At 70.0% G+C, this 12,346-nt stretch carries 13 protein-coding genes and 2 pseudogenes; 6 read left to right on the forward strand and 9 right to left on the reverse strand.

The window, feature by feature from the left end:
• Positions 1–196 (reverse strand): annotated as a pseudogene (locus ACTOQ2_RS42080) (hypothetical protein); the annotation flags it as partial.
• A gap of 348 nt (positions 197–544) precedes the next feature.
• Positions 545–757: a hypothetical protein gene (locus ACTOQ2_RS42085; protein ID WP_440107350.1), complete on the reverse strand. Its 213-nt coding sequence runs from the start codon at positions 755–757 to the stop codon at positions 545–547.
• A gap of 19 nt (positions 758–776) precedes the next feature.
• On the opposite strand from ACTOQ2_RS42085, the gene ACTOQ2_RS42090 reads away from it, so the two are divergent.
• Both ACTOQ2_RS42090 and ACTOQ2_RS42095 read left to right on the forward strand, forming a co-directional pair.
• A complete protein-coding gene (locus ACTOQ2_RS42090) occupies positions 777–1,268 on the forward strand; it encodes a MarR family winged helix-turn-helix transcriptional regulator (RefSeq protein WP_440107352.1) in 492 nt (163 codons plus the stop codon).
• Positions 1,265–2,320: an alpha/beta fold hydrolase gene (locus tag ACTOQ2_RS42095; RefSeq protein ID WP_440107354.1), complete on the forward strand. Its 1,056-nt coding sequence runs from the start codon at positions 1,265–1,267 to the stop codon at positions 2,318–2,320. The genes ACTOQ2_RS42090 and ACTOQ2_RS42095 overlap by 4 nt, the downstream gene beginning before the upstream one ends.
• 165 nt (positions 2,321–2,485) lie before the next feature.
• Here the strand turns inward: ACTOQ2_RS42095 and ACTOQ2_RS42100 are convergent, their stop codons facing one another.
• Complete coding sequence (locus tag ACTOQ2_RS42100) at positions 2,486–3,238, reverse strand: CPBP family glutamic-type intramembrane protease (RefSeq protein ID WP_440107356.1); 753 nt, start codon at positions 3,236–3,238, stop codon at positions 2,486–2,488.
• Between the two features lie 418 nt (positions 3,239–3,656).
• The gene (locus ACTOQ2_RS42105) at positions 3,657–4,262 is read right to left on the reverse strand and encodes a TetR/AcrR family transcriptional regulator (RefSeq protein WP_440107358.1); all 606 of its coding nucleotides are present in this window, start codon (positions 4,260–4,262) and stop codon (positions 3,657–3,659) included.
• Between the two features lie 257 nt (positions 4,263–4,519).
• On the opposite strand from ACTOQ2_RS42105, the gene ACTOQ2_RS42110 reads away from it, so the two are divergent.
• From ACTOQ2_RS42110 to ACTOQ2_RS42120, 3 genes and pseudogenes are all read left to right on the forward strand, one after another.
• Positions 4,520–4,801 (forward strand): hypothetical protein, encoded by a 282-nt coding sequence (locus ACTOQ2_RS42110; RefSeq protein ID WP_440107360.1) that lies wholly within the window; start codon positions 4,520–4,522, stop codon positions 4,799–4,801.
• 142 nt (positions 4,802–4,943) lie between these two features.
• Complete coding sequence (locus tag ACTOQ2_RS42115) at positions 4,944–5,486, forward strand: nitroreductase/quinone reductase family protein (RefSeq protein ID WP_440107362.1); 543 nt, start codon at positions 4,944–4,946, stop codon at positions 5,484–5,486.
• Positions 5,487–5,574: 88 nt separating this feature from the next.
• Positions 5,575–5,715, forward strand: a pseudogene (locus ACTOQ2_RS42120) (IS701 family transposase); the annotation flags it as partial.
• Positions 5,716–5,902: 187 nt separating this feature from the next.
• Here the strand turns inward: ACTOQ2_RS42120 and ACTOQ2_RS42125 are convergent.
• The gene (locus tag ACTOQ2_RS42125; protein ID WP_440107364.1) at positions 5,903–6,229 is read right to left on the reverse strand and encodes a helix-turn-helix transcriptional regulator; all 327 of its coding nucleotides are present in this window, start codon (positions 6,227–6,229) and stop codon (positions 5,903–5,905) included.
• Positions 6,230–6,532: 303 nt separating this feature from the next.
• Between ACTOQ2_RS42125 and ACTOQ2_RS42130 the strand changes: the two genes are divergently transcribed.
• Entirely contained in the window at positions 6,533–7,516 is a 984-nt protein-coding gene (locus ACTOQ2_RS42130) for a TerC family protein (protein WP_440107404.1), read from the forward strand.
• A 42-nt stretch (positions 7,517–7,558) separates the two neighbouring features.
• On the opposite strand, the gene ACTOQ2_RS42135 is transcribed toward ACTOQ2_RS42130, so the two are convergent.
• The 4 genes from ACTOQ2_RS42135 to ACTOQ2_RS42150 all read right to left on the reverse strand — a co-directional run bounded on the left by ACTOQ2_RS42135 (position 7,559) and on the right by ACTOQ2_RS42150 (position 12,316).
• A complete protein-coding gene (locus tag ACTOQ2_RS42135) occupies positions 7,559–8,551 on the reverse strand; it encodes an Acg family FMN-binding oxidoreductase (RefSeq protein WP_440107366.1) in 993 nt (330 codons plus the stop codon).
• A gap of 13 nt (positions 8,552–8,564) precedes the next feature.
• The gene (locus tag ACTOQ2_RS42140) at positions 8,565–9,227 is read right to left on the reverse strand and encodes a CBS domain-containing protein (RefSeq protein WP_440107369.1); all 663 of its coding nucleotides are present in this window, start codon (positions 9,225–9,227) and stop codon (positions 8,565–8,567) included.
• Positions 9,228–9,359: 132 nt separating this feature from the next.
• The gene (locus ACTOQ2_RS42145) at positions 9,360–11,645 is read right to left on the reverse strand and encodes a heavy metal translocating P-type ATPase (RefSeq protein ID WP_440107371.1); all 2,286 of its coding nucleotides are present in this window, start codon (positions 11,643–11,645) and stop codon (positions 9,360–9,362) included.
• Positions 11,646–11,794: 149 nt separating this feature from the next.
• Positions 11,795–12,316 (reverse strand): universal stress protein, encoded by a 522-nt coding sequence (locus ACTOQ2_RS42150; protein WP_440107373.1) that lies wholly within the window; start codon positions 12,314–12,316, stop codon positions 11,795–11,797.
• Positions 12,317–12,346: the final 30 nt, after the last annotated feature.

Raw genomic sequence — 12,346 nt, forward strand, 5'->3', positions numbered from 1 at the left:
GAAAGACCCAGCCCAGGCTGATCCGAGCGACCGCCCAGACGTAGTCGACCGGCCGCTTGACGACCTGCGCGGGGGCGGCGTCCACGACCGGAGCCGGGGTGGCCTGAGCGGGAACGATCCGAGCGGGGGTGGCCTGAGCGGGGACGGCGCCCGTGACCGGCCCGGTGTGAACGTCGTATCCGTGAGTGGTGGCCATGACGGCTCCCCTTTCCCTATCCCTGGTGCTCCGTGGAGCTCAGCGGTTCTTGTGACACCCTCATCACACCGCCTCACGAGACTCCACCACAGAGCCGTAAGGAACCTCGTCGCGGTCTCGAACGTCCCTCCCCCGCGGGACCTTCGGCTCTGTCACGCCGCGTACGAGATGAGTGAAATGACGGAAGGAGTCGCACCGGCCGGAAGAAGAAGACGACATGCGCGCGAACGCCGGCGGGACCGTGATGGCATCCCCTCTGGAAGGATCGATGAGAATGCCGACTCGCGATGTCGACCGGCCCGATCGTCACGCTCCTGCCCGCCCACCCGGTGTCGCCGGCCACCGCCATCACCGCCATCGCCGCCGCGCTCCCCGGTGAGGTAGAGGTTGCCGAACAACCTCCTCGCGCACATCGCTGCCCACCGACACGACCGCCTCCAGCCGCGCGTGCACCCGGTCCCGGGTGGACAGCACCGCCTCCAGACGCCCCTGCAGCTCCGATCGCGGAGCGGGAAGGGCCTTGAGATCACGGATCAGGCGATGACGCCCGATGGTCAACACGATGTAGACTATTCACATCATGGCAAGTACATCGGGCGGAAGTCGCGACGTCGAGCACCTGGCGTCCCGGCTGCGGATGCTGGCCCTGCAGCGTTCGGACGCGTGGCTGGACCTCGACCTCACGCTGCCGCAGCTGCGCGTGCTGTTCGCCGTCCGCCGCCGAAACGGCTGCACGGTCTCAGAGCTGGCCGAAACCCTCGGACGGCGGCTCGCGGCCACGTCCGCTCTGGTGAACCGGATGGTCCGCGCCGGGCTTCTGTACCGGGTGAGCGATCCCGACGATCACCGGCGGATCCGGCTGAAGCTCACCGACGAGGCGGAACAGATGCTGACGACGACGGACCAGCGGTCGGCGGAGAGGTTCGCGGCCGTCTTGGGACGCATGAGCGCGCAGGGCCGGGCGGCGCTGGCCGGCGCCCTGAGCGAGCTCATCGAGCTCGTGTCGTCGGACCTCTCAGAAGACCGCGCACCGGGCCCCGGCCCCTACCTCACGGAGGAAGGACCCTCATGAGCAGGTATCCGTACCGCAACCCCTATGAGGGCCTATCCGAAACGATCGGCATCAAGACCGTCCGCGACGCCGGGTTCCGGCAACACCGGTTCGACACCGGGGCCGTGCGGCTCAATTACGTGGTGGGTCCGGACAACGGACCTCCGCTGGTCCTGCTGCCGGCGCAGATGGGGACCTGGGAGAGCTACCAGCGGGTACTGGTGCCGCTGTCACGGCGGCTGCGGGTCTACGCGGTCGACGTGCGCGGGCACGGCACGTCGAGCTGGACCCCGGGCGAGTACTCCTGGAAACACCTCGGCGCGGACATGACGGCCTTCCTCTCCGAGGTCGTGCGATCCCCCGCCGTCATCGCCGGCAATTCCTCCGGCGGGCTCCTCGCCCTGTGGTGCGCGGCCAACCTCCCCGATCAGGTCGCCGCGGCGATCCTGGAGGACGCCCCGGTGTTCTCCGCGGAGATGCCCCGCTTCCGTGACCACGACCGCTTCGTGTACGGCGGGCTGAGACACCTCGTCGACACCCTCGGTGACCCCCACCACCGCGATCTCGCCGACTACTTCCGCGGCCTGACGCTCCCGGTCTCCGAAACCCGGGAGAAGCGCGTCCCGGACTGGTTCGTCTCCTTTCTGTCCCGCCGCGTCCAGGCGTTCCAGGCTCGCCATCCCGGCCGGCCGGTGGACATCCCCTACTTCCCTCTCAAGCTCCGTCTGCTGCTCAAGTGCCTGTCCATGTACGACGTGGACTTCGCGCGGGCCTTCGTCGACGGCCGGTTCTACGAGGGACTCGACCACGCCGACGCGCTCTCTCACGTGTCGTGCCCGCTACTGGTGCTGCACGGTGACTGGCGGCGCGTGCCGGGCCGCGGTCTGATCGGCGCGATGGACGACGAGGACGCGGCCCGGATCAGGCGCCTCGTACCGCACAGTCGATACAGGAAGATCAAAGCCAATCACGTGATCCATATGTCGAGACCCCGCCGGTACGTGGAAGCGGTGAACACCTTCCTCCAGGAGGACGTCTTGGGCGAGTTCGCCGGTCCGGTGAGACCGGCATGATGCCACTCGTGGCGCCTCTCCGGAGAAGGAGCGATCATCACCTTGGCCGCCGCGCTGACCGCCGGTGTCTGATCGGATTTCGAAACGGCGCCGGTGAATGATCGCACCACACGGTGAGCCGCCTCCCGATCTCCTTGCCGGATCGCGGCAAGGGCGCCGGTGAGGTCAGTGCGGTGAGCCTCGCTGCGCCGGCCTCAATGCCCCGGCGAAGACGATGACCACGGCGACGGTCGCCATGAGGGCCGCGGTCAGCGGCATGTCGAAGTGCGATCCGTTCACGGGGAACAGCTGCCAGGCGACGTTGAGCATCATGTGGAAGAGCGTCATGGCAAAGACGCTGCGGCCCATGTGGTTGAACAGCCAGACCATGATCACCCGTGCGGCGATGGTACCGAGCGACCACCAGGCGATCCAGGACGTGGAGCGCTGGACCTGCAGCAGCGGCACCCAGTGCCACACGGCCCAGACCGCTCCGAGTACGAGACCGGCTCGCACGGCCCCCCATCGTTCCTGCAGGGGCTGCGTGGCATACCCCGACCAGCCGAGTTCCTCGCACAAGGCGCCGACGAAGAACCCGAGGAGGAGCAGCAGCGTCAACGACAGGGAGAAGCGCGGATCCGGCAGGGCGGTCCCCGTCAGGCGGAGCAGGAAGAACGAGGCCGTCACCACGGCGGGATACAGCAGCAGGACGGGCACGTACCAGGCTTTCACCGAGACCCGGTGGCCGTCGAACGATCGCGCCAGGAGCGCCCGCACGCCTGCGATGCCGTCCTCGCGGTACCTCAGTGCGACGGCGGCGAGGGCCGGGCAGACGAAGGCCAGCCCCGACAGGGGGATGCCGGGCAGGATCTGCGGCCCGCCCATGGCGTCGAGCGCCAGGAAGGGCATGGTGAGGACGAAGACCAGCAGGAAGAACATGGCCGGCGACCTTCGGGGGGAGGTCCCGGTCCCCGTCACCGACGCCGGCCTCACGGGCATACGGGACGGCTCGGAGCGGCGGGAACCGCCAAAGAATTTGGGAGGCCATGTCTCATAAGCGGAACATACCTACATCGCGACCTTGGCCGCCACGATGCGACCGACCACGCCACCGCCGCCCCTGACCGGCGACCTCATCCCGGGTGAGGCACTGCATCTCCCCGCACCGGTGAGCGGTGAACGCTCGGGGATCGGACTGGAAAGCGCCCTTCCGCCTCAGCGGCGGTCCGGGCACTGCCGCGTCGGCGACCAGCAGCCCCAGCGGGACTGACCACCGCTCGAATCCTGCCGAGACCGCCGGCCGCATCCGGCCGGGTGCCCGCCGGCACTGAAACCGATCGGCTGAACCTGCTCATGATCACTGGTGGAGCCCTGAGGCCGTGGGCGGCTGAGCGAGGACCGCCGAACCCTCGTGGACATAGTCCAGCAGGGGGCGCACCCGGCCATCGAGGTGCCACTGCTCCAGGGCCCCGAAGTAGACACCGAACAGGTAGGCGCGGACCGTGACGCGTGCCCGCGTCGGGTCGACGCCCTTGGATCGCAGCGCGGGCACAAGGCGCTCGGCGAGATCATCCAGGGCGGTGTACACGGCTTCCCGTACCGCCGCCTCCTCCAGCACGTAACGCATGCCGCGCCAGGGGGTGTACGCCGCCACCTCGCCGGCGGATGGGGCCGCGGCCGCGTGAACGCTCGCGACGATCCGCTGAAGCGTACCCGGAAGATCGTCCAGGTCGAGTTGCTCCTCCAGCAGGTCATGCCCGACGACGGCATGGGTGTCGGTGGTGAACAGGCCTTCCTTGGTGCCGAAGTAACGGTAGAAGGTACGCGGCGACACTCCGGCGGCCGCGGCCACCTGCTCGACGGTGACCGCGCCGTAGCCGTGTTCGTCGAACAGGTCGATCGCGGTTTCGATGATGTGGTGCATCGCGGCCAGCCGGTTGCGCTGGCGAAGGGTCAGAGGCACCGCTCAAGCGTACCGCGCACATGACCCGAACCCGCAATATGGCAGTGCATGCCATATTGACATCGAATGACATAGATTGAAGGATGGGTTCACCCGCTACCGTCGGCCAGCGGGTCCAGCGCCCCCTGTCTCGCTCCCGGCGACCGAACGACACCCGTTCGGCGCCGGCACGCGATCGTCCGCGCAGCAGCATCCGATCTTCACCGTACGAACGCGGTGGCCCGCCCCCGGTGCGGACATCGTCCGAGGAATTGAGGATGACAATGCCCGTCCACGCCCTTGCCGGGCACCTGGTCATCGCCACTGCCCCGCTGGCCGCCCTGCTGGCCCTCATCTATGCCTGGCGACCGGCGGCCCGTCGCCGATTGCGCATCCCCTTCGTCGCCGCCGGCGCGGTGAACATGGCCCTGGTCGACTGGTCGGCTGGGCGGCGCAGGCCGGCGCCACGCTCCTGGACGCGTTCGAGGCCACGGGAAGGACCACGGGCCAAGAACTGTCGGCAACGGCCGTGGTGCACGCCCACCAGGCGGACGCGCTGAGCGTGGCCTCGCTGACCCTGCTGCTGGACGGCCCCGCGCCGGGCTATCCGAACATACTGCTCGAAACACGCCAGCCCTGAAAACGCCTCGCCTCTCGCGAGGACACCACAAGAACACTCCTGATGATGACAAGAGAGGGACGATGACAGTCAAGCCGGACCACCCGAGATCGGGCATCCTCGGCCGACTGTACGCGGTCAAACGGTGGATGTACCGCGGAGGCCGCCCCCATCTGGCGGCACGGGCGCTGAATCGCCTGGCCGCCCTGCAGCACTCGACCGGGCTGCTCGCACCTCGCCGGGCGGTCACGCTCGAGATACGCGGCCGCTCCAGCGGCCGGACGATCGCGGTCCCGGTGGTGGTGGCCGACCACGAAGGCCAGGAGTACCTCGTGTCCATGCTCGGCAACGACGCCAACTGGGTCCGCAACGTCCGCGCCGCCGGCGGCCGGGCGGTCCTGCACCGGGGCCGACGCCGACCGATCGTGCTTCAGGAGGTCGGCCCCGGTGCACGTGCCCCGATTCTGCGCCGTTACCTGACGTTGGCGCCCGGCGCCCGGCCACACCTGCCGGTCACCCGAGATTCCTCGCTGGAGGCTTTCGCGGCGATCGCCGAATCGCATCCCGTCTTCCGGATCGGCTCATCGCGCACGGCCTCGGACACGCCTGAGTCGTCCGTCGTGTAACCGGCAGGCGACCGAACCCCGGCACTGTGAGCGCCGCTTCGGCGATCGGGGCCATCGGTCACCTGCCCGGATGACCTCGATCCGGCCCGCGGCGCGCATCGAAAACAGCTAGGTCGGCGTGTTCTTGGCGTATGCCTGCCCGCGTGGGCGGGCGTTGATCGACCGCAGGTCGTACCTGCCCGAGCGTGCCTGGCCGGCCGCTGCTGGCCGCTGCCCGGCGAGGTCACTCCAGCGCTTGCGCGAACGTGTCAAGAGTGGCTCCTCGGCGGTGAGCGGCACGGGTCCGAGGCGGAACACAGCGGTCGGCGCCCCTCCCGGCTCCCCCGTGATGACAGTACGGCCGAGCACGGCTACTTCGCCGGAGGTCACCCGAGATCATTAGGTGTGTCGCGAACGTTCGTTCTCCGCCGGTCCGGTCATTGCCCGGTGAGCCGGGAATCGGTGAACAGGGCGAGCAGGTCGCCGATGCGCCGATCGGCCTCCGCGGGATGACGGAAACGCCCGGCCGGGTTGATGGTGTACTCGTTGCGCCGCCCGACGCGTTCACGGTGCAGGTAGCCGGCGGCTTCGAGGTCGGCGACGATGGCCTGCGCGGCGCGTTCGGTGATGCCGACGGCTTCGGCGACGTCACGCAGCCGGGCGGTCGGCTCTCTGGCGATGGCCAGCAGCACGTGGGCGTGATTGGTCAGGAACGTCCACTCCTTCACCTCGTGAGCCGATCTGGCCCGGGCTGCGGGAGACACATGATCACCATCCGTACGGTCTGGCCGGGGGGCATGTCACCCCTCAATGTACGCACGCGAAGACACGAAAGCAGCATCGTGATTTCCGCGTCCCAGCCCTTGACATACGAACAGAACTTCGTGAATAGTTGGTCGTAGTTTGAGGGGGAGTACCCGACGTTCGACGCGCCGCCGTCAGCACGGACCCGGCAGATCCGGGTCTCGGCGGCGCAGCCACCGGTGCGGTGGCCCGGGGAGACCTTCGTCCGGCAGCGCCGGCCTCCGCGCGGAGGTCCGGCCGGTCGAGAGGTCTTCCCGTTGTCTGTGTCCTGGTGGGTCTGGGCGGTGCTGATGCTGGCGATCGCCGCGATGCTCGCGGCCGATCTGTTCCTGCACCGCGACAATCACGTCATCGGCTTCCGTGAGGCCGCCGTCTGGTCCGGTATCTGGATCGCCGCAGGACTGCTGTTCGGTGTGATCCTGTGGGCGTGGCAGGGCGGCGACGTGGCCGGCACCTACTACGCCGGGTATCTGATCGAGAAGGCGCTGTCGATCGACAACGTCTTCGTCTTCGCGCTGATCTTCTCCTATTTCGCCGTACCGGCGGCGGTGCAGCACAAGGTGCTGTTCTGGGGCGTGATCGGGGCGCTGATGTTCCGGCTGGTGTTCATCTTCGTCGGTGCCGAACTGCTCGAGACGTTCTTCTGGACCGCGTACGTCTTCGGCGCGTTCCTGATCTACACCGGCTACAAGATGGCCTTCCGCCACGATGAGCAGAGCCCACCGGACCGCAACCCCGTGGTGCGCCTGGTCCGGCGGGTCATTCCCACCGACGCGACCTACCACGGCGACAGGTTCTTCACCCGCGTCAACGGCAAACGCGTCGCCACCCTGCTGCTCGTCGTCCTGATCGCCGTCGAGACCACCGACCTGATCTTCGCCATCGACTCCGTCGCCGCGATCCTGGCCATCACCACCAGCACGTTCATCGTCTGGGCCGCCAACGCGTTCGCCATCCTGGGCCTGCGCAGCCTGTACTTCTGCCTGGCCGGGCTGCTGCGCCGCTTCGTGCACCTGCACTATGGCCTCGCCGTGCTGCTGGCCTTCGCCGGCGTCAAGCTCATCCTGTCCGAGACCCCGATCGGGAAACTGCCCATCCCGGTGACGTTGGGCGTGATCGTGGCAACGATCACGGTGTCGATCGTGTGGAGCCTGCGCAGCACACGCGGTACCGGCGGTCCTGCGGACAGCGATCGCGCACTCGGCGCCGGCGACCCGGCGGCCCCGTCCGCCACCGGCGCCCCGTAGCCGACCGCCGCACCGCGTCCCCGGGGCTGCCGGCCGGTTCGGTCAGCGTTCCTCCAGCACCTCGGTGACCGGACGGCGGACGCCCTGGCTGTCGTCGAAGGTGATGCCCAACCGCATGATCATCTGGGGGTACTCCTGCGAGCACAGCTCCTGGCGCAGGAACTCCCTCAGGTGGAACATCTCCAGCGCCTGGGTGTGGAAGGCCGCGCTGAGACCGTAGGCGGAGGCGTGCAGCAGGACCCGTTGCAGTGCCTGGCCGGCCGCGATCCAGTCCTGGCGGGTGTCGCCCTCGGTGGTCAGGACCGCCACGACGCCGGTGGAGGCGGAGAAGGACTGGTCGGCGTCGCTGCCCCAGGGGCGGCCGTGGGCGTAGTCGCGCTGGGCGAAGTGCGGGTGGGTCTGCCGGGGGGCGCGCGGATAGGCCTCGGCCGGCACGCCGTCCTTGCGAGGGCTGCCCGGCGGCCGCGCCCAGCCGATCACCTCCAGCGACAGCGGCCGGTCCTGGGACTGCACGTCCTGGGCGGCGCAGGTGATCGCGGAAAGCACCCTGATCGCCGGCTCGGAGCGGACCGGCGTCAGCCGCGCCCCCTCCCCGCCCGCCTCGGCCACCAGCGCCTCGATGAGAGGTTCCGGTACGGGCAACTGCGTGAATCCGGCCCGGTGGGTGCGGCGGCGCTCGATCTCGGCGTGCAGCAGCCGGGTGTTCTCATCGGCGGCCACGGCCGTTCCCGGCCGCACCGTGGCCAGCAGGGCCGGCCGGTCGGGGTCGGGCAGCACGCGCACCCGCGGCTCGTGACCGAGCACGCGCAACGCGAGCCGCACGTTCGTCAGGGCCGCACCGCAGCTGATCAGCAGCTCCCGGCCGCTGGGATCGCCGGCGCGCAGCTTCCTGTCGCTGTCGGCACGCAGTGCGATCTCGTCGCCGTCGACGCCGAAGGACCAGGGCTGGGTGTTGTGCACCGACGGCGCCCACGTGGCGGCCTGGACCGCCGTGCGGAGCACCGAGGTGATCTCCTCTGTTGTATGGGCGTTCACGATCTCACCTCTGTCACAGGAATGGCGGAACGGGGGCCAGGTCATCGGATCGGCAGGTGAGGGCGTTCTCGACGTCGAGGACGCCGTCGATCTCGCGTGCCGCCGCGACCAGGGGTGCGATCTGTGACCGGAAGGCGATGCGGCCTCTCAGCGTGAGCACTCCCGCCTCGACGCCGACGACCATCGTCTCCGGATCGACGGCGAGCCGCTCACAGATCTTGGTGACCTCGCGTTCGATCTCCTCGACCGGGCGGACGAAGATCTTGAGCAGATCGCTCTGGTGGACGGTGCCGGTGAGGCGCCCGGTGACCGCGTCGATCACCGGCAGCTGCTTGATCCGGTGCCGGTGCATCAGCCGCGCCGCGTCCCGGACGGTGGCGTCCTTCGTGATGGTGATCGCAGGGGTGGTCATGATCTGCCTGGCCGTGGCGCCCGCGGCTTTGCGATGCTCCTGGCGTCTTTTGCGACTGTCGAAGACGCTGGCGGTGCGCGCGCCGGAATCGGTCTCCTTGAGCAGGAGATCATCGTCGGCGACCACTCCGATCGGGTGATCGTCGGCGTCGATGACGGTGAGCGCGCCGACCTTGAAGCGCCGCATGGCGTCGACCATCTCGGTGAACGTCGCCTCCGGCCGCACCGCGATCGCCACGGCGCCCATGATTTCCCTGACCTTCATGACGCACCTCCTCCCTGCAACCATCGCAAAGCGGTCCGGAAAGCGTCAGCGGCGAAAGTCCCCTGATCAGAAGGACTTATGGTCTGTCTCGTTCCGGGCGGGCCGGCCTTTGCCCCGCCCGCGAACCGGTGTTCACAAGGAGGCCAGCGAGAAGTAGGCCTCCTCCTCCTGATCGAAATGCAGCAGCAGGACCGCGTGCAGGCCGTAGAGGCAGGCGCACAGGTCGTCGAGCTGCTCCGGGTGCACTCCGCCGTCCTCGGCGAGAGCCAGATGGCGCCCCAGCCGGCGTACGAGCCGTTCGATCTCCGCGTGTGCCCTGCTCATGGTCATCGTGACCTCGGGGCCGCCGAGAACGCGTCCCATCGCCGGGTAGAGCCGCTGTTCCTCGGCCCGTTCGTGCGGGAGCAGGCGTTCGGTGAGGAAGGCGTGAACCTCCCTCAGGCGGCCGAGGGCCTGCGCCGTGGGATTGCCGGCCAGCTCGTCGGCGGTCTCCCGGATCAGTTCCAGGGGCGGCCGCAAGGAGGAGTGCTCCATCTTGAAGCGGCGCAGCAGGGACTCGGTGGTGGCGTCGACCACCGTGCGGGTTCCCCGGGCGGGACGCAGGGCCCGCAGCGCGTTGAGGATCACCGTCACGTCGATGGCCTCCTGCAGCAGGGCGCCGGCCGCCGGCGGCAACGCTCCGGCCGCCGCCACGATCATGGCCAGCAGCGAGAGGGCCATCCCCGCGCTCGCGCTCTGCACGGCGATGCGTCGGGAGCGGCGGGCGACGTCCATGGCGTCGGCGAGCCGATCCAGGCGATCGGTGGTGAGCACCACGTCGGCCGCCTGGGTGGAGGCGGCCGAGCCGTGGGCGCCCATGGCGACCCCGACGTCGGCGGCGGCCAGGGCCGGGGCGTCGTTGATCCCGTCGCCCACCATCACGCTCACCGCCCTGGCCGTCTCCTGCCGGACCACCCGCACCTTGGCCTCGGGACTCTGCTCGGCCAGCACCTGGTCGACGCCGAGCACCGTGCCCACGCTCTCGGCGACCTCGGCCCGGTCCCCGGTGAGCATGATCACCCGCTCGATCCCTGCGGTGCGCAGCCGCCGCAGGGTCCGTGCCGCATCCGCCCGTACGGCGTCGCGGAGCAGGATCACGCCCGCGGTCTTGCCGTCCACGGTCACCCAGACGGTCATGGCGCCGTCCAGCGCGGCCCGCGCCCGCTGAGCTCGTTCCCACTCCGAGGAGGAGTCCGAGGAGGAGGTCGTCGCCTTGCCGACCTCTATCCGGTGGCCCTGCACCACCCCCGCGGTGCCGGTGCCGGGCCTCTCCAGGACCTCGGCCGGCTGCGGCAGCTCGGCCCGGTGGGCGCGGGCGGTCTCGACGATCGCGGCGGCGAGGACGTGGGAGGAGATCTGATCCACCGCGGCGGCCCAGCGCAGCACGTCGTCGGCGCGGGCGCCGGGTGCGGCCACGACGTCGACGACCCGGGGGCGTCCGGCGGTCAGCGTTCCGGTCTTGTCCATGATCAGCGTGCGTGCCTGCCCCAGCCTTTCCAGCGCTCCCCCGCCCTTGACCACCACGCCGTGCCGTGCCGTACGAGACAGCCCGGAGGCGATGGCCGCGGGTGCGGCGAGCAGCAGCGGGCAGGGGGTGGCCACGACCAGTACGGCGACGGCCCGTACCGCCTGGCCCGACAGCAGCCAGGCGGCCCCCGCCAGCAGGAGGGTGACGGGCAGGAACCAGGCGGCGAACCGGTCGGCGAGCCGCACGACGGGGGCGCTGTCCGTTTCCGCCTGCCGCGCCAGGCGCACCACTGCGGCGTAGGTGCTCTCGGCCGCGGTGCGGGTGGCCTGCAGATCGAAGGCGGAGCCGGCGTTCACGACACCGCTGCGCGCGCTTTCCCCCCTGGCGCGCTTCACCGGGATCGACTCTCCGGTCAGGGCCGACTCGTCCAGCAGCGCCGGTTCTCCCGCGATCACCCCGTCGACGGGGACCGTCTCGCCATGGGGAACCAGCAGCAGGTCGCCGGGCCGCACCTGTTCGACCCGTACCGGGGCGGGTGTCCCGTCCCGGTAACGCCGGGCCGAGCGCGGCGCGTGTTCGTACAGGGCGGTCAGGTCCCGGCGGGCCCGGCGCAGGGCGTGGTCCTCCAGTGCCCGGCCGGTGGCCAGCATCACGCCGATCAGGGCGCCGGCGAGATATTCCCCTACGGCGAGTGCCCCCGCCAGGGCGAGTACGGCGATGGCGTCCACGCCCAGCCGGCCGCTTCGCAGCGCCGAGATCACCCATCCGGCGGCGGGCACCAGGGCGACGCCGGTGACCGCCGCCCACAGAAGATCGGCGACGGTACCCGCTCCGGCCAGGTGAAGTGCGCCTCCGGCCAGCAGCCCGCACGTGGTCACCGCGAGGAAGGCGATGGTGCCCCAACGTCTCACCGTCCAAGCCTCCTGCGGGTAGCCGTCCCGGCCCAGGGACGGAGGTCTGTTTCGATCAGGACCTTGGGCCCGCCGATGAGCGTGGCGGCCCGCACCGGCACGTTCGGGGTCGTCTTGAGCGGTCCGGGCCCGGGCGGCGAGCTGGTCGCCTACTCGCTCGGCGCGGGCCTTGGCTCACCGAGCCCGAAGTCCGGGCCCGGGAACGACCTGAGCTTCGGGGTCCTGCGGTCGGCTGAGAGGTGTGACACCTGTGGGGTGACGTGCGGCGGGATGACCAGCACGGGGCAGAACGCGTGGGCGGCGACATGAGCGCTCACCGAGCCGAGCAGCAGCCCGGTGAGCCCGCCGAGACCCCGGGATCCGATCACCAGGGTCTTCGCCGTCCGGCTGAGCGCGACCAGCTCCGACCCGGGGGCTCCCCGGGCCAGGATCGAGCCCACGTCCCGGCCCGGCAGCAGCCGCTCGGCCAGTTGCACACCTTCGAACAGGACGCGGCCCGCGTGCCGGCGCCGCTGCTCGGTGATCGCCGCCTCGCGTTCGGCGTGCGGACCGTCCCAGACATGGCAGACGGTCAGCTTCGCCCATCGCGCCCCGCACTCCAGCGCCGCCCATTCGACCGCGCCACGGCTGTGTGGCGACCCGTCGAACGCGACGATGACCTCTCGCCTCATGAGAACACCCTCCAGGTATGACCGTGATGT

The organism is Streptosporangium sp. H16 (assembly GCF_051918855.1).
In the GTDB taxonomy this organism is placed as follows: domain Bacteria; phylum Actinomycetota; class Actinomycetes; order Streptosporangiales; family Streptosporangiaceae; genus Streptosporangium.